This window comes from Stenotrophomonas sp. YJH_SMC_10 (assembly GCF_059371555.1).
Genome location: NZ_JCAFUS010000004.1, coordinates 66969 through 86545, shown reverse-complemented (window position 1 = coordinate 86545; position 19577 = coordinate 66969). Strand labels below are relative to the sequence as shown.

General features: G+C 67.8%; 19 protein-coding genes and 1 riboswitch. Of the genes, 12 read left to right on the top strand and 7 right to left on the bottom strand.

Going from position 1 to position 19577, the window contains the following annotated elements; genetic code table 11:
• Nucleotides 1-49: 49 nt before the first annotated feature.
• The 3 genes from AC5P9C_RS07875 to ettA form a co-directional block, all read right to left on the bottom strand.
• Nucleotides 50-1366 (bottom strand): NCS2 family permease, encoded by a 1317-nt coding sequence (locus AC5P9C_RS07875; RefSeq protein WP_343543540.1) that lies wholly within the window; start codon nt 1364-1366, stop codon nt 50-52.
• 65 nt (nt 1367-1431) lie between these two features.
• Nucleotides 1432-2121 (bottom strand): outer membrane protein, encoded by a 690-nt coding sequence (locus AC5P9C_RS07870; RefSeq protein ID WP_049468291.1) that lies wholly within the window; start codon nt 2119-2121, stop codon nt 1432-1434.
• Nucleotides 2122-2357: 236 nt separating this feature from the next.
• A complete protein-coding gene (gene ettA / locus AC5P9C_RS07865) occupies nt 2358-4022 on the bottom strand; it encodes an energy-dependent translational throttle protein EttA (RefSeq protein ID WP_005415249.1) in 1665 nt (554 codons plus the stop codon).
• 254 nt (nt 4023-4276) lie between these two features.
• Here ettA and AC5P9C_RS07860 point away from each other — a divergent pair, with 254 nt between their 5' ends.
• Complete coding sequence (locus AC5P9C_RS07860) at nt 4277-4744, top strand: RcnB family protein (protein ID WP_057494413.1); 468 nt, start codon at nt 4277-4279, stop codon at nt 4742-4744.
• A 113-nt stretch (nt 4745-4857) separates the two neighbouring features.
• On the opposite strand, the gene AC5P9C_RS07855 is transcribed toward AC5P9C_RS07860, so the two are convergent.
• Nucleotides 4858-8061 carry an autotransporter domain-containing protein gene (locus AC5P9C_RS07855; protein WP_343543179.1) on the bottom strand — a complete coding sequence of 1068 codons (3204 nt, stop codon included), beginning with the start codon at nt 8059-8061 and terminating at the stop codon, nt 4858-4860.
• Nucleotides 8062-8342: 281 nt separating this feature from the next.
• On the opposite strand from AC5P9C_RS07855, the gene glyA reads away from it, so the two are divergent.
• From glyA to ribD, 6 genes are all read left to right on the top strand, one after another.
• Nucleotides 8343-9596 (top strand): serine hydroxymethyltransferase, encoded by a 1254-nt coding sequence (gene glyA / locus AC5P9C_RS07850; RefSeq protein ID WP_049468287.1) that lies wholly within the window; start codon nt 8343-8345, stop codon nt 9594-9596.
• A gap of 117 nt (nt 9597-9713) precedes the next feature.
• Nucleotides 9714-10187: a hypothetical protein gene (locus AC5P9C_RS07845; protein WP_103282812.1), complete on the top strand. Its 474-nt coding sequence runs from the start codon at nt 9714-9716 to the stop codon at nt 10185-10187.
• 6 nt (nt 10188-10193) lie between these two features.
• The gene (locus tag AC5P9C_RS07840) at nt 10194-10649 is read left to right on the top strand and encodes a hypothetical protein (protein ID WP_049468283.1); all 456 of its coding nucleotides are present in this window, start codon (nt 10194-10196) and stop codon (nt 10647-10649) included.
• Nucleotides 10642-11091 (top strand): hypothetical protein, encoded by a 450-nt coding sequence (locus AC5P9C_RS07835; protein ID WP_049468281.1) that lies wholly within the window; start codon nt 10642-10644, stop codon nt 11089-11091. Before AC5P9C_RS07840 ends, AC5P9C_RS07835 begins: the two co-directional genes overlap by 8 nt.
• Before the next feature lie 146 nt (nt 11092-11237).
• Nucleotides 11238-11759: a transcriptional regulator NrdR gene (gene nrdR, locus AC5P9C_RS07830; RefSeq protein ID WP_005415256.1), complete on the top strand. Its 522-nt coding sequence runs from the start codon at nt 11238-11240 to the stop codon at nt 11757-11759.
• A gap of 78 nt (nt 11760-11837) precedes the next feature.
• Nucleotides 11838-12923 carry a bifunctional diaminohydroxyphosphoribosylaminopyrimidine deaminase/5-amino-6-(5-phosphoribosylamino)uracil reductase RibD gene (ribD, locus tag AC5P9C_RS07825; RefSeq protein WP_150827529.1) on the top strand — a complete coding sequence of 362 codons (1086 nt, stop codon included), beginning with the start codon at nt 11838-11840 and terminating at the stop codon, nt 12921-12923.
• Nucleotides 12924-12958: 35 nt separating this feature from the next.
• On the opposite strand, the gene AC5P9C_RS07820 is transcribed toward ribD, so the two are convergent.
• From AC5P9C_RS07820 to AC5P9C_RS07810, 3 genes are all read right to left on the bottom strand, one after another.
• Nucleotides 12959-13348, bottom strand: coding sequence for a hypothetical protein (locus tag AC5P9C_RS07820; protein ID WP_049468279.1), 390 nt, complete (start codon nt 13346-13348; stop codon nt 12959-12961).
• A 135-nt stretch (nt 13349-13483) separates the two neighbouring features.
• Nucleotides 13484-14368, bottom strand: coding sequence for a hypothetical protein (locus AC5P9C_RS07815; RefSeq protein WP_312559029.1), 885 nt, complete (start codon nt 14366-14368; stop codon nt 13484-13486).
• Nucleotides 14369-14520: 152 nt separating this feature from the next.
• Nucleotides 14521-15141: a hypothetical protein gene (locus tag AC5P9C_RS07810; RefSeq protein WP_343540846.1), complete on the bottom strand. Its 621-nt coding sequence runs from the start codon at nt 15139-15141 to the stop codon at nt 14521-14523.
• 301 nt (nt 15142-15442) lie between these two features.
• Nucleotides 15443-15587: riboswitch (FMN riboswitch) on the top strand.
• 77 nt (nt 15588-15664) lie between these two features.
• On the opposite strand from AC5P9C_RS07810, the gene AC5P9C_RS07805 reads away from it, so the two are divergent.
• The 5 genes from AC5P9C_RS07805 (at nt 15665) to thiL (ending at nt 19527) form a co-directional block, all read left to right on the top strand.
• Entirely contained in the window at nt 15665-16267 is a 603-nt protein-coding gene (locus AC5P9C_RS07805) for a riboflavin synthase (protein ID WP_049468273.1), read from the top strand.
• The gene (gene ribB / locus AC5P9C_RS07800) at nt 16264-17364 is read left to right on the top strand and encodes a 3,4-dihydroxy-2-butanone-4-phosphate synthase (protein ID WP_053506800.1); all 1101 of its coding nucleotides are present in this window, start codon (nt 16264-16266) and stop codon (nt 17362-17364) included. The genes AC5P9C_RS07805 and ribB overlap by 4 nt, the downstream gene beginning before the upstream one ends.
• A 136-nt stretch (nt 17365-17500) precedes the next feature.
• Nucleotides 17501-17968 (top strand): 6,7-dimethyl-8-ribityllumazine synthase, encoded by a 468-nt coding sequence (gene ribH, locus AC5P9C_RS07795; RefSeq protein WP_010481977.1) that lies wholly within the window; start codon nt 17501-17503, stop codon nt 17966-17968.
• The gene (gene nusB / locus AC5P9C_RS07790) at nt 17965-18444 is read left to right on the top strand and encodes a transcription antitermination factor NusB (RefSeq protein WP_005415268.1); all 480 of its coding nucleotides are present in this window, start codon (nt 17965-17967) and stop codon (nt 18442-18444) included. Before ribH ends, nusB begins: the two co-directional genes overlap by 4 nt.
• A gap of 120 nt (nt 18445-18564) precedes the next feature.
• Nucleotides 18565-19527: a thiamine-phosphate kinase gene (gene thiL / locus AC5P9C_RS07785; protein ID WP_057494406.1), complete on the top strand. Its 963-nt coding sequence runs from the start codon at nt 18565-18567 to the stop codon at nt 19525-19527.
• Nucleotides 19528-19577 lie beyond the last annotated feature (50 nt).

Here is a 19577-nt window from a genome sequence, read left to right as displayed (position 1 = left end):
GGTGAATCACCACCCGGTAGTGCCGGCCGCTGGCCGGCATCGCCCCCGATTATTCCAACGCGTAGCGCAGCGCGAACAGCACCGCCACCAGCCACACCGCCGGATGCACCTCGCGCCAGCGCCCGGTGCCGGCCTTCAGCGCGGCATACGCAATGAAGCCGAACGCCAGGCCGTTGGCAATCGAATAGGTGAAGGGCATCGCCAGCGCACACAGGGCGGCCGGCACCGATTCGGTCAGGTCGCTCCAGTCCACGTCCACCAGTTCGCGCAACATCAGGCCGGCCACGAACAGCAGCGCCGGTGCGGTGGCATAGCCGGGCACCATCGCCGCCAGCGGCGAGAACAGCAGTGCGGCCAGGAACAGCGCCGACACCACCAGTGCGGTCAGGCCGGTGCGGCCGCCCACCTGCACGCCCGAGGCGCTTTCAGCGAACGCGGTGGTGCTGCTGGTGCCCAGCATCGAACCGGCCACGATCGCCGTGCTGTCGGCCAGCAGCGCGCGGCCGAAACGCTTCTGCGCGCCCGGCAGCTTCAGCAGTCCGGCACGACCGACCACGCCATACAGGGTGCCGGTGGCATCGAACACTTCCACCAGCACGAACACCAGCACCACCTGCAGCAACACGGCGATCGGCGCGCCACCGTTGTGGTGCAGCAGGCCCGGCAGGTCCAGCTGCAGGAAGGTCGGTGCCAGGCTCGGCGGCAGCGAGACCAGGCCCTGGTACTGCACGTCGCCCAATGCCCAGCCCGCGCCGGTCACCGCCAGGATGCCGATCAGGATCGCGCCACGGATACGGCGCGCTTCCAGCACGGCAATCAGCAGGAAGCCGGCCAGCGCCAGCAGCGGCGGCGCCGTGTTCAACGGGCCCAGCGCCACCAGCGTGTCTTCATTGCCGACGATCACGCCGGATTTCTGCAGCGCGATGATCGCCAGGAACAGGCCGATGCCGGCCACGATCGCCGAACGCAGCGAGGCCGGGATGCCCGACACCAGCCACGCCCGCACACCGGTCAGCGACAGCACCAGGAACACCAGGCCGGAGATGAACACCGCAGCCAGTGCCTGCTGCCACGGCAGGCCAGCGGCACCGACCACGGTGAAGGCGAAGAACGCGTTCAGGCCCATGCCCGGTGCCATGCCCACCGGGAAGTTGGCCGCCAGCGCCATCACCGCCGAACCCAGCGCAGCGGCCAGGCAGGTGGCCACGAACACCGCACCTGCATCCATGCCGGTGGTGCCGAGGATTTCCGGGTTGACGAAGACGATGTAGGACATCGTCAGGAAGGTGGTGACACCGGCCAGCAGCTCGGTGCGCACGGTGGTGCCGTGCTGCTGCAGCTGGAACAGGCGTTCGAACAGGGACATCGCAGATCTCTCATGCCTGCGCGCCCTGCCGCCCGTAGGGGAGCTGCGGGTGCGTCGTCAGGCGCTTAGAAGTGGTAGTTCAACTTCAGCGTAACGCTGCTGTAGTCGGTATGGAAGCTGCGACGGGCCGCAGCAGGGTAGTTGGGGTCTTCCAAGGTCACCGGGCTGGAACCCAGGTGGGTGTAGCGGTATTCGGCACCGGCCGAAAGGCGCTCGTTGAAGCGGTACAGCACGCCTGCGGTGGCGTGGGCGCCGGTTGACAGGTGCGACGCGCGGGTCTCGAACTCGGCCACGCGACAGCCGTGGGTGGCCTCCACCAGCGACTTGTCGCAGCCCAGGGTGAACTCCTGCTGGGCCACGGTCACGCCTGCGCCGACGTAGGGCAGCCAGCGGCCCATCACGCGCCCCAGCGTCACATCGAAGGTGCCCGAACGGGTCACCGCATCCTTGCCGTAGTACGGGCTGTACTGGTGCTGTTCGCGATCCTTCCAGTCACGGCTGACGTTGCCGAACGACAGCGCGCCTTCAACACCGACCACGATGTTGTTGTCGAACTGCCAGCGACGGCCACCCTGCATGCCGCCGGTGAAACCGCGCACGCTCTTTTCCGAGGCGTTGGCATTGCTGCGGTCGTTGCTGTGCCCCTCGCCATGCGAGGCCTGGGCACCCAGGTAGAAGCCGTCCCAGTCGGTGGTCGCGGCCGTGGCGGTGCCCGACAGCATCAGGGCTGCCGTGGTGATGATCAGTGCTTTCATTGCGGTTTCCTACGTTGGGGGGATGGAGCGGGGACGTAGGAAAACCGATGTGGGCGGGTGAATACATACAAGGAATTGCAAAGTCCGGCGGCGACAGGCTTTCACGCCTTTTGGGGCTCGGGCGTTCATCAGCGGTTGAATTCCGACCGGCGAAAACACCTGGAAAAACTGGCGACAGGACGGCCTGAAAGACGAAAGGCCGCGCGAGCGCGGCCTTTCGTGTTCTGCGGTCTGGCTTACTTCAGCGCCTTGAAGCGCAGGCGCTTCGGCGCGGCATCGTCGCCCATGCGACGCTTCTTGTCTTCCTCGTACTCGCGGTAGTTGCCCTGGAAGAACTCCACGTGCGAGTCGCCTTCGAACGCGATGATGTGCGTGGCGATGCGGTCCAGGAACCAGCGGTCGTGCGAGATCACGAAGGTGTTGCCCGGGAACTCCAGCAGCGCGTCTTCCAGCGCACGCAGTGTTTCGATGTCCAGGTCGTTGGACGGTTCGTCGAGCAGCAGCACGTTGCCGCCCTGCAGCAGGGTCTTGGCCATGTGCAGGCGGCCACGCTCACCACCGGACAGCGAGCCGACCATCTTCTGCTGGTCCTGGCCCTTGAAGTTGAAGCGGCCGATGTAGGCGCGCGACTGGATCTCGATGCCGTTGATGTTGAGGATGTCCAGGCCACCGGCGATTTCCTGGAAGACGTTGTGGTTGCCTTCCAGCTTGTCGCGGCTCTGGTCCACATAGGACAGCTGCACGGTCGGGCCGATCACGATCTCGCCCGAATCCGGCTTCTCCTGGCCGGTAATCATCTTGAACAGCGTCGACTTGCCGGCGCCGTTCGGGCCGATGATGCCGACGATCGCGCCCGGCGGAATCAGCATCGACAGGTTGTCGATCAGCAGGCGGTCGCCGAACTTCTTGGAGACATTCTTGAACTCCATCACCATGTTGCCCAGGCGCTCGCCCGGCGGGATGAAGATTTCGTTGGTCTCGTTGCGCTTCTGGTAATCCTGCGACTGCAGCTCTTCCAGGCGGGCCAGACGGGCCTTGCCCTTGGAGCGGCCGCCCTTGGCGTTCTGGCGCGACCACTCCAGTTCCTTCTGGATCGCCTTCTGGCGGGCCTTTTCCTGGTTCTCTTCCTGCTTCAGGCGCTCATCCTTCTGCACCAGCCATTCGGTGTAGTTGCCCTTCCACGGAATGCCGCGGCCGCGGTCCAGTTCCAGGATCCACTCGGCGGCGTTGTCCAGGAAGTAGCGATCGTGGGTGACGGCCACCACGGTGCCGGTATAGCGCGCCAGGAACTGTTCCAGCCATTCCACCGACTCGGCGTCGAGGTGGTTGGTCGGTTCGTCGAGCAGCAGCATGTCCGGCTTCTGCAGCAGCAGGCGGCACAGTGCGACGCGGCGCTTTTCACCGCCGGACAGGTTGGCGATCTTGGCATCCCACGGCGGCAGGCGCAGCGCATCGGCGGCCACGTCCAGCTGGTTTTCCAGGGTGTGCGCGTCGCCGGCGGCCAGGATCGCCTCCAGGCGCTCCTGTTCCTTGGCCAGCGCGTCGAAGTCGGCGCCTTCCTCGGCGTAGGCGGCGTACACCGCCTCCAGCGCGGCCTGGGCCTGCAGCACTTCGCCCACGCCTTCCTCGACCGACTCGCGCACGGTCTTGTTCGGGTCCAGTTCCGGTTCCTGCGCCAGGTAACCGACCTTGATGCCGGGCTGCGGACGGGCTTCACCCTCGAAATCGGTGTCCACGCCGGCCATGATCTTCAGCACGGTGGACTTGCCGGCGCCGTTCAGGCCCAGCAGGCCGATCTTCGCGCCCGGGAAGAAGGACAGGGAAATGTCCTTGATGATCTGCCGCTTGGGCGGGACCACCTTGGACACGCGGTTCATGGTGTAGATGTATTGCGAGGACATGCGGTCTCCGTAGGCGCGGCCCTGCGCCCGACCCGTCACGGGAACATCCCGTTGCGGCAGCGGGCACAGACTGGAATGGAATACCGCCAATTATAGCCGGAACCGGTTCCGGCCCGCGCCCGGCCGGAGCCGCGCAGGCTGGCCGTGGCCTGAATACTCCGTCACAGTCCTGCAGCGGGAAGCGTTTCCAGCCGGAAACGGTTCAGATCGGTTGCGCAATATGGGCTCACCACCCACCCAAGCAGAGGTCTGACATGCGCATCAATCGAGTAATGGCCGGAGCCGTGGCCTCTGTGCTGGCGCTCGGCGCGGTGGCCCCCGCCTTCGCCGACAACGACCACCGTGACCGCCGCGAATGGCGGGAGGATCGCCGCGAGTGGCGCCAGGACCGCCGTGACTGGGAACGCGACCGCCGTGAGGCCCGGCGCGACTGGGAACGCGACCGCCGCGACTGGCACCGCGACCACGACCGCTACTATCGCCCGGCACCGCCGCCGCGCGTGGTCTACCGCCCGGCCTATGGCCCGGGCTACGGCTGGAAGGTCGGACACCGCTACCGTGATTACTACCGCGGCCCGATCTACGTGGTGAACGACTACCCGCGCTACCACCTGCGCCGCCCGCCGTACGGCCACCAGTGGATCCGCGATGACCGCGGCAACATGCTGCTGGTGGCCATCGCCAGCGGCATCATCGCCGACTACATCGTCAGCAGCCGCTGAGGCACGAGGTAGGGTCGGATCCCACGCGTTGGGAAAGGGCCCTGGTCCTCTTGCAGTGGAAAAAGAAAGGGCGCCCGAGGGCGCCCTTCTTCATTCAGCCGCCACCATCGCGGTCAGAACGCGACCGACCAGTCCAGCTGCGCGCCGACATCGCGCTGGCCATCACCACGGCGGGTCTGCACCTGCAGCGCCACGCGGCTGCGGTCGGTCGGGCTCACTGCCACACCGAACTGGGCCAGGGCGCTGTGGCGGGCCAGCGGTGCGCCGCTGATCGCAAAGCCCTGGGTACCTTCGACGAAGCGCGCATCGACCTGCGGCAGGCGATCACCGCCAGCCACCTGCCATCCCACGCGCGCGGTCAGCGCCGCACGGTCACGCTGGCCAGCGCTGATATCCCAGTCCGCGCGCAACGCGGCCAGGCCGGTGCGGTAGCGTGCGCTGCCACCGTTCCACTGCAGCGCGCTGTGACCACCGCGCTCCTGGCTCCCGTCGCTTTCCACGCGTACCTGCGCCACTTCGAGTTCCGGTGTCAGCTGCAGGCGCGGGCCGCCGAAGGTCCAACCGGCACGCAGGAACGCGGTGGTGCCGGTGGCATCCTCGCGGGCCGACAGGTGTTCATCCAGGCGGGTGCCAACCTGTGCGGTGCGGGTGCTGTCGGTGCGGTAATCGGCACGGCTGACACCTGCACGCAGGCTCAGGCCCTGCCAGCGGTACTGGCCGTACACGCCGTACTCGGTGCTGTCGGTTTCGGCGCGCCCTTCGCGGCGGGCCAGGCGGCTGACCAGGTGCTGCGAACCCGCGGCCACGCCCACTTCCAGCGTTTCACCCAGGCGCCAGCCGGCGCCAGCCATCACGCCGTGCTGCGATGAACGCAGGCCAGCGTTGTCGGCACTGGCATCGGTACGGCGCTGGCCACCGCTGCCGCCGACCCACGCGTGCACGCCCGGGGCGATCTCTGCAGCCATCGTGGCACCGTCCAGGTGGCGGTCGATGCCCTCGTGCAGGAATCGGTTCTGCAGCAGCGCGCCACGATGCGCGGCATGGATTTCACCGGACAGGCTGTCGAAGGCCGGCACGACGTCGGCCACCGCCAGGCGCACCACCGCGTCATACACGGCGTTGCCATTGCCCAGCGCTTCCACCGCGCCGGCCACGGCCTTCTGGTTGGGATTTACCACCACATCGGGGAAGGCCAGTTCGATATCCGGCATGGCGATATCGTTGCGGGCCAGGGTCAGGTAGACGTTGCTGGCGTCGTAGTCCAGCGTGGGTGTCAGGAAGGCCAGCGTGCTGCTTACGCCGGAGAAGGTGCCCTGCACGCCCTGCGCCGCGCTCAGGATGGTGTAGCGGGTACGCGGCTGCCAGTCACCCTCGCTGGCGATGGCCACCGTATTGCCGCCCTGCAGGGTAGCGCCGCCGCCCACCTGCACGCGGTCGCCGGCGCCATCGGCGCCAAGGTCCACCAGATAGCGCGAGCCATTTTCCAGCAGCAGGTTGCCGGTCATCGACAGCGTGCCGTAGGTCGTGGCCGCCCCCGGTGCCAGCGTGGCGCCGCTACGGAGGATCACACTGCCCAGCTGGCCGTCGCCGCTCAGTTCGGTGCCGGTGGCCAGCTCGGTCAGGCCGCCGAGGCGGCCACGCACGTCCAAGGCGCCGGCGCGCACGCGGGTGGTGCCGGTGAAGCCGCTGCTGTCGCCCGACAGGCTCAGCAGGCCCGCATCCAGCTTGACCACATCGCCGGCGCCGGACAGCACGTTGGCGAACAGGGTCTGGCCATTGCGCTGCAACTGCAGTGTCGCACCCGACGCCACATCCACCGCGCCACGGATCGCGCCATTGCCGGCCAGCACCAGGGTGCCCTGCTCGATGCGGGTGCCGCCGCCGTAGGTGTTGTTGGCAAACGTGGTCAATGTACCGCTGCCGGTCTTGCGCAGTGCGCCGGTACCGGTCAGGCGGCCGCTGAACATCGCATCGACCTGGTCGGTATCCAGCGTAGCGGTGCCATCCAGCGCCATTTCAACAGCGGTGGTGAAGGCCTTGCGGGTCAGGTGCAGCGTGCCATCGGCAATGAGCACGTTGGCGGTGCCGGCGCCCTGGTAGATCTGGCCACCGGCCAGGGTCAGCGTGCCCTGCGCGCCGATGGCCAGTGAACCCCGGCTGCCGTTGGCGCCGCCCAGGCCCAGCACGTCATTGACCGTCAGAGCGCCACCGTCATGGATGGACACGCTGCCGGTGCCCAGATTGCCGATGGTCAGGCGGCCCACGCTGGCCGAGCTGCCGGCGCCGGCCACGCGGAAAGTGCCATCGCCCAGCGCATTCTCACCCACGCCCACGTCGCCCGCGGTCAGGGCGGCGCCGTCAAGGACATCCAGTTCGGCCACCGCGTTCTGGCCCACGGCGATGAAGCCGGCCGTGGCGGTGGTGCCCGCGCCGGTCAGTACCAGCACGCCATCGGGCACGCCTGCGGTGTGCCGTTGCTGGCCCAGCTGCGTGCTGCCCTGCACGGTCAGCGTGGCGCCGTCGGCCACGGTCATCCTGCCAGTGCCGGACACGCCGATCAGCAGGTCGCTGGTGTTCAACCAGCTGGCACCCTTGCCTGTCACCGTGGCTTCGCCACGGGCCACGCTGCTGTAGCTGCCCAGGCGCGCGACACCGGTCTCGAAGGTGCCACCGGCACGCACGTTCACGGTGCCGGTGCCTTGCGCACCCACATGGATCTGGTTGGTGGCGAAGCGCGAATCCTTGTCGGACACGGTCAGGACGCCGCTGCTGCCCAGTTCCGAGGCAACCCACGTGCCCTGGGCATTGATCACCTGGCCGCCATCGAGCACGTCCAGGTAGCCCCTGCCTTCATGGCCGACACCGATGCTGTTGTTGCCGATCCACCGCGAACCGGCGCCGGTCACCGTGACCTTGCCGGTCGAGCCGGGCAGCGTGGCGATGAAGATGGCGGTGCTTTCCAGCACGCCGCCATTCTGGATGGACAGCTCGCCGCTGCCGGCGTGGCCGATGTCCACGCGCCAAGAGTCGGCGCGGATGCCGTCGACGACAACCGGTGTCATGCTGTCGATGTAGGCATGGTTTTCAACGGTCAGGTTCGGATCGCCATTGCTCCATGCGCCCGGTGCGTACCAGCGGCCATCGAGCAGGTTCGGGTCGCGCACGGTGACCGTGGCCGCGGCCGCCGTCATCGGGCCGCCCATGGCCAGGCCGATCGCCAGGACCAGCAGGTGCGTGGAAAGGGCGCGGCGGGGTGCTGCGGGCGTGCGACGTGGTGCCAGCATCATTGCCGGCGAAACTTGGTGCGAATGGGTCACGCGGATTTTCCCCTGTATGGACAGGGCGTATCGGCCGCGGAGTGCAGGACTTTAAGGTTTGTGAAAGCTGGTAATTCGGTTTTGCAAGGAAGGAGGTCACACTTCCGGCGGAAATTGCCGATGGGCGAGGCCTGTGCAGGGCGCTGCGGACGGCACACGCAGGCATGCCAGCACATCATGCCACAGCGTGTTGCCCAAGCCCCTTCCGCTGCGGTCGCCCGGGCCCGCCAGCCCGCTTACAATCGCAGGCCCTGCTGTTCCCTCCCTGCCTGGAGTAACCGATGTTCCCGCGTGACGTCCGCATCGAAACCTACGATCCCGAACTGGCCAAGGCCATCGCCGCCGAAACCCAGCGCCAGGAAGACCATGTCGAGCTGATCGCCAGCGAGAACTACACCAGCCCGGCGGTGATGGAAGCGCAGGGCAGCCAGCTGACCAACAAGTACGCCGAAGGCTACCCGGGCAAGCGCTACTACGGTGGCTGCGAATACGTGGACATCGCCGAGCAGCTGGCGATCGACCGCCTGAAGCAGCTGTTCGGCGCCGACTACGCCAACGTGCAGCCGCACAGCGGCTCGCAGGCAAACCAGGCCGTGTACTTCGCCCTGCTGCAGCCGGGCGACACCATCCTCGGCATGAGCCTGGCCCACGGCGGCCACCTCACCCACGGTGCCAAGGTCAATGCGTCGGGCAAGCTGTTCAACGCCGTGCAGTACGGCGTCAACGACCAGGGCCTGATCGACTACGACGAAGTCGAGCGCCTGGCCCTGGAACACAAGCCGAAGATGGTCGTGGCCGGCTTCTCGGCGTACTCGCAGGTGATCGACTGGGCGCGCTTCCGTGCCATCGCCGACAAGGTCGGTGCCTACCTGTTCGTCGACATGGCCCATGTCGCCGGCCTGGTCGCCGCTGGCGTCTACCCCAGCCCGCTGGACCACGCCCACGTGGTCACCTCCACCACCCACAAGACCCTGCGCGGCCCGCGCGGCGGCATCATCATCGCCAAGGGCGCCGACGAAGACCTGGTCAAGAAGCTGCAGTCGATCGTGTTCCCGGGCATCCAGGGCGGTCCGCTGATGCACGTCATCGCCGGCAAGGCCGTGGCCTTCAAGGAAGCGCTGGAGCCGGGCTTCAAGGCCTACCAGCAGCAGGTGGTGAAGAACGCCCAGGCGATGGCCAGCACGCTGATCGCGCGCGGCTACAAGATCGTTTCCGGTGGCACCCAGAACCATCTGATGCTGGTCGACATGATCGGCAAGGACGTGTCCGGCAAGGACGCGGAAGCCGCGCTGGGCAAGGCCCACATCACCGTCAACAAGAACTCGGTGCCGAACGACCCGCGTTCGCCGTTCGTGACCTCGGGCCTGCGCCTGGGCACCCCGGCGGTGACCACCCGCGGCTACGTCGAACAGGACTGTGTGGACCTGGCCAACTGGATCGCCGACGTGCTCGATGCGCCGAACGATGACGCCGTCATCGCCCGCGTGCGCGACGCCGTCAGCGCGCAGTGCCGCAAGTACCCGGTCTACGGCTGATCGGGGCAGGGATCAGAGCCCTTTCCTGGCGGAAAGGGATCCGACCCCGCCACGACGCAGGGGTCGGATCCCCTCCCGCACGGAAGGGCTCTGACCCCGTCACCGGGAACCCCGCGCATGGATGAGCGCCGCCTCAAGTACCTGTACATTGCGCTGGCGGTGCTGTTCGGCCTGCCCAGCCTGTTCTTCGGCGGTGCCGGTGCCTGCATCGCCGTGGTCATGGGCGTGATCGGGCTCGTCTCGCTGGACGCGGACAAACTGTGGTTTGCCGCCGGCATGTTCGCGTGGGGATCGTGCGCGATCGCCGGCCTCGTGGCCTGGGTCGCACTCAGCATCGTCTGGCTGCGCGATGGCGCACGCGGGCTGCACATGTCATCACGCCGCTGGTGGCTGCTGCTGGGCATGGGCGTGCTGGCAGGCCTGCCCTTGCTGGCGATGGCGCTGTACTACTTCGCCGAGCTGGGTTCGTCCGTGCTCAGCGGGCTGTTCGCCGGGCCGTCCCTGCTGGTGCCTACCGGTATGTTGATCCTGCTGCGGCTGCGTGCTGACGCCGTGGGCGAGCCATCCGGCCCGACACGGTCAAAGGAGTAGGCCTGCGTGGATGAGCGCCGCGCCCGGTATCTGTATGCCGTCCTGGCGGTGGTCTTCGGCCTGCCCAGCCTGGTGGCGGGCGGTGCCGCGGCGACGATGCTGCTGCTGACGGGGCTGGGCCAGTTCGGCCATGGCACGCTGGCCGCGGTGACCCTGATGCCGCTGTGGGGCCTGGCCGGCATTGCCGGCTGCCTGGCCTGGTTGTGGCTCAGCGCCGGGTATCTGCTGCAGGGACGTGCCGGGCTGCAGGTGCATCGCCTCTGGTGGTGGATGCTGCTGGCCGGCAGTCTTGCCGCCGTGCCCCTGCTGGGGCTGGCGCTGTGGTGGAGCATCACCGTCCACGCCGAAGGCATCGCCCTGTTGCTGTTGGGCCCGTCGATGCTGGTACCGGCCGCTAGGCTGGTGTGGGTCAAGCGCCGCGGCCGGGCACAGCCTATCGAAGGAAACGGAACGCATGGATGAGCGTCATCACAAACGCTGGATGGCCATTGCCGGCCTGCTGGTGGGCCTGCCCGCCGTGGCGGCAGGCGGCACCGGGGCCGTGCTGGGGCTGATGGTCGTCTGGGAGGGCAAGTACCTGACGGGCGACGAGTACACGTTGTTGCTGCTGTGGTCGTCGGCCGGCCTCATCGGCCTGCTGTCGTGGTTGTGGCTGAGCGGCCTGTTCCTGTGGCGCGGTGTTGCCGGCCTGCGCCAATCACCGGCTGTGGCCTGGGTCGGCCTGGCGCTGGGCAGCCTGGCCGCGTCGGGCGTGGTCGTCGCCACGCTGTACTTCACTATCAGCAATGGCGAGATCTCGACCTTGGGCCTTCTCGGGTTTGGTCCGCCGCTGCTGGTGATGGCCGGGCACCTGGCCTGGCTGCGCTGGGCACGCGCCGCATCGCCGCCACCCGCACCCGGTTGAGCGGCGCGTCGCGGCCTCGCCCGGGCTGGCGGGCTGAATTGCAGGCGCTTCCGTGCAGGCAGCATTTGCTGCTGCGCCCCTTCTCAGGTACCTTTGCGACGCTGCCATGACCGTGGCAATAGGTACTTCCCTGAGCCAGGCGTTTCATGCATTGCCCCTTCTGCCAACATGCCGATACCCGGGTCATCGACTCGCGCGTCTCCGAAGACGGCGCGACGATCCGTCGTCGGCGGGAATGCGAAGCCTGCGGCGAGCGCTTCAGCACCCTGGAAACGGTCGAGCTGAAGCTGCCGGCCATCGTCAAGAGTGACGGCACCCGCGAGGCCTTCGACCAGCGCAAGGTCCGCGCGGGGTTCGACCGCGCGCTGCAGAAGCGCGCGGTGCCCGAAGACAAGATAGAAGCGGCGGTACGGGCGGTGGTGCACCAGCTGCGCATCAGCGGCGAGCGCGAAGTGCCCTCGATCAAGGTCGGCGAGTTCGTCATGAACGAACTGCGCAAGCTCGACCACGTGGGCTACGTGCGCTTCGCTTCGGTGTACCGCAGCTTCGAGGACGTGGCCGATTTCCGCGAGGAGATCGAGAAGCTCGAGCGCGATCTGCCGTCCAGTACCGAACAGCTGCAGCTGCTGGGTGATGTGATCGCCCTGACCAAGAAGAAGAAGGGCTGACCGCCTCTGCCTGGGTGAGTGCCCGCACTGGTGGGCACTGATGGCGTGCATCGCCACCGGCAGCGTTACCATGGTCGCATGACCACCCCGTTCTCCGTCCTCGATCACCTGCACATGGCCAACGCGCTGCGCCTGGCCGAGCGCGCTGCCTATACCACCCGCCCCAATCCGATGGTCGGCTGCGTGATCGCCCATGGCGAACGCGTGGTGGGGCAGGGCTGGCACCAGCGCGCCGGTGGCCCGCATGCGGAAGTGTTCGCGCTGCGCGATGCCGGCAGCGAGGCGCGCGGTGCCACCGCCTACGTCACCCTGGAGCCCTGTGCCCATTACGGGCGCACACCGCCGTGTGCACTGGCGCTGATCGAAGCGGGCGTGTCGCGCGTGGTTGCGGCGATGCGCGATCCGTTCCCCAAGGTGGATGGCGGTGGCTTCGATCTGCTGCGCAACGCCGGCATCGAGGTTGCCGAAGGGCTGATGGCGGCGCAGGCGCGCGAACTCAACAAGGGCTTCCTGTCACGCGTGGAGCGCAACCGCCCGTGGCTGCGGGTGAAGCTGGCCGCCAGCCTGGATGGCCGCACCGCGATGGCCGATGGCAGTTCCAAGTGGATCACCGGGCCGGCCGCGCGCGAAGACGTGCAGCACTGGCGGGCACGCGCCGGTGCGATCCTGACCGGCGCCGACACGGTGCTCGCTGATGACCCGATGCTGACCGTGCGCCTGGCCGATACCGAGGTGATGCCACCGCTGCGGGTGGTGCTCGATTCGCGCCTGCGTTCGCTCGAATGCAGCCGCGTGCGCGAGGGCGGGGCACCGACGCTGTACCTGCACGCTGCGGCGGTCAGCGCACCGGACGCGGCCGATGCCGAATTCGCCAGCGTGCCCAGCGTTGATGGGCGGTTGGATCTGGGCGCGGTGCTGGCGCTGCTGGCCGAGCGCGGCATCAACGAAGTGCACACCGAAGCCGGTGCCACGCTGGCCGGTGCGCTGCTGCGCGGCGGCTGGGTCGATGAGCTTCTGCTTTATCAGGCCCCCACGCTGCTGGGCGACAACGGACGCCCGCTGCTGGCTGGCCTCGGCATCGATGCCATGGACCAGCAGCGTCGCCTGCGCGTGGTCGACCAGCGGCAGGTGGGCGAGGACATCCGGCTGCTGCTGCGCCCGTGAGGGACTAACGCAGAGCAGGCGCTATGCCCTCAGCCTCAGGCGCCTTCGTCGTCTTCTTCGCCAACGGGGCATTGGCCTTTCCATTGCTGCTTCCACAGCACATGCAGGTCGCGGCAGTACGCGCCCAATGCCTCGCCCGGCAGCTGCCTGGCCTTCAATCGCAGCTGGTGGCGGGTGAAACCGTCGTCGTACTGATCCGGCAGTACCAGCACGGCACATTGATCGTGGTACATCAGGAAGTCGCGGCAGTGATCATCCTCACTCATCCACGCATCCAGGTGCCTGTCGCTCAGCTGCGTTGACTCGAAGGCGACCGACGGTTGGACGACGATGATCTTCGTGGCTTTGAACCTGGACGCCTCGGCCTGCCAGCACGCCATCAGCGCCAGCACCATGATCGCGGTCGACGTCATACGGTGGTTCATGCGGTTGCCCCCAGTGGAAGAGGGCAACAGCATTGACCATGGAGGCTGCACAGGGCCATGCAACGGTTCTGAAAATGCAGTTGCCCTTGCCGTCGGCAACGCTGAGCAGCGCCTAGGCTCGGCGTTACATCGCGCTTACGCGCATTCGTCGGTCCACATCATCTCGGCGATCGGGCGCAGTGCCTTGCATTCCTGCGTCATGTCTTCGGCCGACTTCACCTTGGCCTTGGCCTTCAGTTCCTCGGCCATCGCGTCCACGCCACTGATCTGGTCCGGCGCGATCTTCGCCACGCAGGCGCGGTGCTGCTGCAGCAGCAGGTCGCAGCCCGGTACGCCGGTGACCTTCGGCGCGGTGGCCGCCTGCGCGTCCTGCATCCAGTCCTCGAACGGTGCCAGCGCGCCGGCCACGGTGCCTACCAGGTCATCGAAATTGCCGCTGTACCAGTAGCCGTTGTCCTTGGCCGGGTACAGGGTGAAGGTGCCGCTGACCGGCACGCGCGCGCCACTCTGCAGCGCCTGGGTGTAGGCGTCGGTGAACTGCTTGCGTGAGGCCGGGCTGGCATCGGCTGCAAGGCTGGCGGCGAACAACGGGCGCACGTTGCCCAGGTCGGGCACCTGGCAGCTGAAGGCGATGCGCGCCAGCTTCTGGCCTTCGACGTATTCGTTGTCTTCGATCACGCTCTTGGTCGCGCGGCACTTCGAATCACGCAGGGCCTTGGCATACAGCGCTTCGGTGGCGGCAGCGTCGGCCTTGGCACCGGCGCTGGCAAGCACCACCTGCCACGGTTCGGCCAGCGCCTTGGCCAACGCGCCCGGGTTCGGGGTTACCGCATCCTGGCCTTCAAAGGCGGGTTTCAGCGCATCGTTGAGCGTGCGGGTCGCGGCGGCATCGTCTTCCAGCAGCACGCGTGCATACAGGTCGAAGGCCTGTTCGGGCGTCAGCGTGGCCGGGGCGGCGGCGGCCAGCAGCGGGGCAGCCAGCAGGGCGCTGGCCAGCAGGGTACGCAAGGGGGTCTTCATGACAGTGTTTCCGGTTCCAGATGCGCGCAAGCCTAGCGCATCTGTTCGCGGGCGTGATGACGCTCGGTCGCCACGGGCCGGCACGCGCGGGCCAAAAAAAACGGGCCCCTCGCGGGGCCCGTTCGATCGCACGACGAGGAGCGATCGTTGGATCAGAAGCTGGCGCGCACGCCAACCGAGTACTGGGTGACGTCGCGATAGCCGGCGATCTCGCCCACCAGACCCCAGGTCTTGGTGAAGTTGATCTGGCCGCCGACGGTGCCGACCCAGGTGCCCTTGTAGTTGTTGCCGCCATCCATGTAGCCGGCCTTGGCCCAGGCTTCGGTCATGCGCGACGGCTTGCCGCGGATACCCAGGGTGACGCGGCCCAGGTTGGTGTGGTCCTTGCCGTGGTAACGCACGCCGTCGTAGCGCAGGGTCGATTCAGCGTTCTGGCGCACCCAGGCGGCATCGGCAGTGAAGTCCAGGCGGTCGGTCCACGGCATGTGGTAGCCGATACCCAGCTCCGGCTGGTTCAGTTCCAGCTTCAGCGAATCTTCGCCGTAGTGGCGGGTCTTGCTGGTGCGCGACCAGCCACCGAACACGTAGACCTGCTCGGCCAGCGCGACCGAACCACGCAGGTAGCCGCCGTCGACCTTCGGGTCGTCCAGCACGTTGTCGTCAACCTGGACCTGGGTCCAGCCGCCTTCGACGTAGGTGTAGCTCAGGGCGTCGGCCGAGGCCGAGAACGGGGCAGCGGCCAGCAGGGCAGCCGCGATCAGGATCTTGCGCATGGGAATTCCTGTGAATTTCAGTCCATTGGCGGGCCTGCCATCGCAGCTGCCCGTGGCGACCTCATGTCGTCCGCTGCGGATTTTAATGAAAGTTTTACAAAATGCGAGAGACCGTCGTCACAGGCTGGCCAGACGTGGCCGGGGTCGGATCCGTTTTCCCTTGGGGAACGGCTCTGACCCCTCCGCGATTCCGAGAGGCCCAGGGACAGAGCCCCTTTCCTGCGGAAAGCGATCCGACCCCGGGCATCCCACCCCGTTCAGCCCGGGCTGGTACACTAGCCACGCCGGTTCGCCGGTACACAAACGTCTTCAGGGCGGGGTGCAATTCCCCACCGGCGGTAGGTGCGCAAGCACGAGCCCGCGAGCGCCCCGGCCCACGGCCGGGGGTCAGCAGATCCGGTCCGATGCCGGAGCCGACGGTATAGTCCGGATGAAAGAAGACGGTGCCACAGGGCCTTCGCGGCCCTGCGCCCGCCTGTTTGCCTTGCGGCGTTTTTCGCTCACTTTTCGCGGAGAACGTTACTTGTTTACTGGAATCATCGAAGGCGTCGGCCGTCTGGCCGCACGCGAATCCATCGGCGGCGATGTCCGCTTCACCTTCCATGTCGGGAATCTGCCGTTCGACCACGTGCAGATGGGCGAGAGCATTGCCATCAACGGCGTCTGCCTCACCGTCATCGCATTCGACGCCAACAGCTTCCAGGCCGATGCCTCCACCGAGACCCTGGGCCTGACCACGCTGGGCCAACTGGGCGAAGGGGCGGTCATCAACCTGGAGCGCGCCATGCGCCCGACCGACCGCCTGGGCGGCCATCTGGTCAGCGGCCACGTCGACGGCCTCGGCCAGGTGCTGTCCATCCACGACGACGCGCGGGCCCAGCGCTGGCGTTTCGCCGCGCCGGCCTCGCTGCGCCGCTACATCGCCAAGAAGGGCTCGATCTGCGTGGACGGCGTCAGCCTCACCGTCAACGAAGTGGACGACGAAGGTTTTGAAGTCGCCCTGATCCCGCACACCGTGGCCAACACCGCCTTCTCCGCCACCGGCGTGGGCAGCGCGGTCAATCTGGAAATCGATCTGGTGGCCCGTTACGTCGAACGCCTGTTGGGCGAAGGAGCACGCGCATGAACTTCGCCCCGATTCCGGAAATCCTGGAAGACATTCGCCAGGGCCGCATGGTGGTCATCGTCGATGACGAAGACCGCGAGAACGAAGGCGACCTGATCATGGCCGCCGAGCTGGTCAAGCCGTCGGACATCAACTTCATGGTCACCCACGGCCGTGGCCTGGTGTGCCTGCCGCTGACCCGCACCCGCGCCGCCGACCTCGGCCTGGCGCCGATGGTGCAGGCCAACACCGCGCAGTTCCAGACCAACTTCACGGTCAGCATCGAGGCCGCCGAGGGCGTTACCACCGGCATCTCGGCCCACGACCGCGCGCACACCATCCGCACCGCGGTGAAGCCCAATGCCAAGCCGTCGGACCTGCACCAGCCGGGCCACATCTTCCCGCTGATCGCCCAGCCGGGCGGCGTGCTCACCCGCGCCGGCCATACCGAAGCCGGCGTCGACCTGGCCATGCTGGCCGGGCTGGAGCCGGCCGGCGTGCTGGTGGAGATCCTGAACCCGGATGGCAGCATGGCGCGCCGCCCGGAGCTGGAAGTGTTCGCCCGCGAGCACGGCCTGAAGATGGGCTCCATCGCCGACCTGATCGCCTACCGCCTGGCCACGGAAAAGACCGTCGAACGCGTGGACGAGCGCGAGATCGACACCGAATTCGGCCCGTTCAAGCTGGTGACCTACCGCGATCGCATCGCCCACGACCTGCATTTCGCGCTGGTGCGCGGCACGCCGGATGCGGAAACACCGACCCTGGTGCGCGTGCAGGTGGAAAACCCGCTGGCCGACCTGTTGCACTGGCGCCGCGACGACTTCGGCGTGGCCGCCACTGATGCCCTGCGTGCGATCGATGCCGAGGGCGCCGGCGTGATGGTGGTGCTGTCGGCCCCGCGCGATGGCGAAGCCCTGCTGGCCCGCCTGCGCCAGCAGCCGGCGCCGGTGGTGCCGGGCAAGGACAAGGACGTGGGCCAGTGGCGCCGCAACGGTGCCGGCGCGCAGATCCTGTCCGACCTGGGCCTGGGCAAGCTGCGCGTGCTGGGCACCCCGCGCCGCCAGGTTGGCCTGGCCGGTTACGGCCTGGAAGTGGTGGAGACGGTCACCCTGTGATTGGGGTTGCCGGCCAGCGGCCGGCACTACCGGTGGGTGCCGGCCGCTGGTCGCCAGCCCCTGCGGGCCCCCGCCAGCCACGGCCGGGGCCCATCCACGCTAGAATTACCCCCTTATCGAGTTCCCCAAGCCGCATATGAGCCACTACGAAGGCGATCTTCGCACTCCCGAGTCGGCGCGCTTCGCCATCCTGGCCAGCCGCTGGAATGCCCGCATCACCGACACGCTGGTCGCTGGCGCCCGCCAGAGCCTGGCCGGCAACGGCATCACCGAAGCCAACATCGACGTGATCCGCGTGCCGGGTGCGTGGGAACTGCCGCTGGTGGCCGCACGCCTGGCCGCCGCCCATGAACACGCCGCCATCCTCACCCTGGGCTGCGTGATCCGTGGCGACACCCGCCACTACGAACACGTGGCCGACCGCTGCGCCGAAGGCCTGATGCGCGTGCAGCTGGATTTCGGCGTGCCGGTGCTGAACGGCGTGCTAGCGGTGGAACGCGTGGAAGACGCCGAGGCCCGCGCAGGCGGCAGCCACGGCAACAAGGGCGAGGAAGTCGCACTCGCCGCACTGGAAATGGTCAATCTGCTGGAGCAACTGCCATGAACAAGAACACCCAGGGCAAGCCCTCCGGTAAACCCGTCCGCCGCGATGGCGTCGATCCGGTGCTGCGCTCGCGCGCCCGCCGTCGTGCCGTGCAGGCCATCTACGCCTGGCAGATCTCCGGCGGCAACGCCCAGTCGCTGATCGCCCAGTTTGCCCACGAGCAGGCCCGCGAAATTGCCGACCTGGCGTACTTCGAGGCGCTGGTGCACGGCGTGCTCGACAACCGTCGCGACATCGACGAAGCGCTCGGCCCGTACCTGGACCGTGGCATCGAGGAAGTGGACGCGATCGAACGCGCAGTGCTGCGCCTGGCCGCCTACGAGCTGCGCTACCGCCTGGACGTGCCGTACCGCGTGGTGATCAACGAAGCCATCGAATCGGCCAAGCGCTTCGGTTCCGAACACGGCCACACCTACGTCAACGGCGTGCTGGATCGTGCCGCCGTGGAATGGCGCAAGGTCGAATCGGGTCACTGACCCGCCTGTGGTAGTGCCGGCCGCTGGCCGGCAGCTGCAGGGATCCTGAGGTTGCCGGCCAGCGGCCGGCACTACCGCCCACCGCGCGATGCGCGGCACGAACAACAGCGGGAACGCCCCATGTCCCTGGCCGAATTCGCCCTCATCAACCGCATCCGCGCCCGTACCCTCGAGCGCGACGACATCCTGCTCGGCATCGGTGACGACGCCGCGCTGCTGCAGCCGCGTGCCAACGAACAGCTGGTGGTCACCGCCGATACGCTCAACAGCGGCGTGCACTTCCCGGTGGAAACCCCGGCCTTCGACATCGGCTGGAAGACCCTGGCGGTCAACCTGTCGGACCTGGCCGCGATGGGCGCGCGCCCGGCGTGGTGCACGCTGGCGTTGTCGCTGCCGGAAGCATCTGAAGACTGGATCGAGGCCTTTGCCGATGGCTTCTTCGCCCTGGCCGACCAGCACGACATCGCGCTGGTCGGTGGCGACACCACGCGCGGTCCGCTGTCGCTGTCGGTGACCGCGATGGGACAGGTCGGGCGTGGCCAGGCCCTGCGGCGCGACCGCGCGCAGGTGGGTGACGATGTCTGGGTCAGTGGCACGCTGGGCGATGCCGCCGGCGCGCTGCGCCTGTGGCAACAAGGTGCGTTGAGCATCGCCACCGCCACGCTGCTGGCCGACTACGAAAGCCTGCGCCTGCGCCTGCTGCGGCCGACGCCGCGCGTAACCCTGGGCCTGCGCCTGCGGGCTTTCGCGCACGCGGCGGTGGATGTGTCCGACGGCCTGCTGGCCGACCTCGGTCATATCGCCACGCGCAGCAACGTGGCCGCGCATGTGGATGCCGATTCGCTGCCGATCTCGCACGCGCTGCGTGAGCTGCTCGGCCGCGACGCTGCACGCGACTGCGCACTGCGCGGGGGCGACGACTACGAGCTGTGTTTCACCGCGGCTGCCGACCAGCGCGATGCGCTGCACTACCTGGCCGAATCGCTGGACGTGCCGCTCACCCGCATCGGCCGCATCGCCGAAGGGCAGGGCGTGCACGTGGACGGCGAAGCCGCCGACGGCGGTTACCAGCACTTCGCGTAGCCGCAGGACTGCACTGCTGGGTGCCAACCTTCCGGCGTGGGGTCAGATCC

Bases quoted from the DNA above. Each gene is read 5' to 3' on its own strand.
- AC5P9C_RS07875 (WP_343543540.1), bottom strand. From the start codon at position 1,366: ATGTCCCTGTTCGAACGCCTGTTCCAGCTGCAGCAGCACGGCACCACC.
- AC5P9C_RS07870 (WP_049468291.1), bottom strand. From the start codon at position 2,121: ATGAAAGCACTGATCATCACCACGGCAGCCCTGATGCTGTCGGGCACC.
- ettA (WP_005415249.1), bottom strand. From the start codon at position 4,022: ATGTCCTCGCAATACATCTACACCATGAACCGCGTGTCCAAGGTGGTC.
- AC5P9C_RS07860 (WP_057494413.1), top strand. From the start codon at position 4,277: ATGCGCATCAATCGAGTAATGGCCGGAGCCGTGGCCTCTGTGCTGGCG.
- glyA (WP_049468287.1), top strand. From the start codon at position 8,343: ATGTTCCCGCGTGACGTCCGCATCGAAACCTACGATCCCGAACTGGCC.
- AC5P9C_RS07845 (WP_103282812.1), top strand. From the start codon at position 9,714: ATGGATGAGCGCCGCCTCAAGTACCTGTACATTGCGCTGGCGGTGCTG.
- AC5P9C_RS07835 (WP_049468281.1), top strand. From the start codon at position 10,642: ATGGATGAGCGTCATCACAAACGCTGGATGGCCATTGCCGGCCTGCTG.
- nrdR (WP_005415256.1), top strand. From the start codon at position 11,238: ATGCATTGCCCCTTCTGCCAACATGCCGATACCCGGGTCATCGACTCG.
- ribD (WP_150827529.1), top strand. From the start codon at position 11,838: ATGACCACCCCGTTCTCCGTCCTCGATCACCTGCACATGGCCAACGCG.
- AC5P9C_RS07820 (WP_049468279.1), bottom strand. From the start codon at position 13,348: ATGAACCACCGTATGACGTCGACCGCGATCATGGTGCTGGCGCTGATG.
- AC5P9C_RS07815 (WP_312559029.1), bottom strand. From the start codon at position 14,368: ATGAAGACCCCCTTGCGTACCCTGCTGGCCAGCGCCCTGCTGGCTGCC.
- AC5P9C_RS07810 (WP_343540846.1), bottom strand. From the start codon at position 15,141: ATGCGCAAGATCCTGATCGCGGCTGCCCTGCTGGCCGCTGCCCCGTTC.
- ribB (WP_053506800.1), top strand. From the start codon at position 16,264: ATGAACTTCGCCCCGATTCCGGAAATCCTGGAAGACATTCGCCAGGGC.
- ribH (WP_010481977.1), top strand. From the start codon at position 17,501: ATGAGCCACTACGAAGGCGATCTTCGCACTCCCGAGTCGGCGCGCTTC.
- nusB (WP_005415268.1), top strand. From the start codon at position 17,965: ATGAACAAGAACACCCAGGGCAAGCCCTCCGGTAAACCCGTCCGCCGC.
- thiL (WP_057494406.1), top strand. From the start codon at position 18,565: ATGTCCCTGGCCGAATTCGCCCTCATCAACCGCATCCGCGCCCGTACC.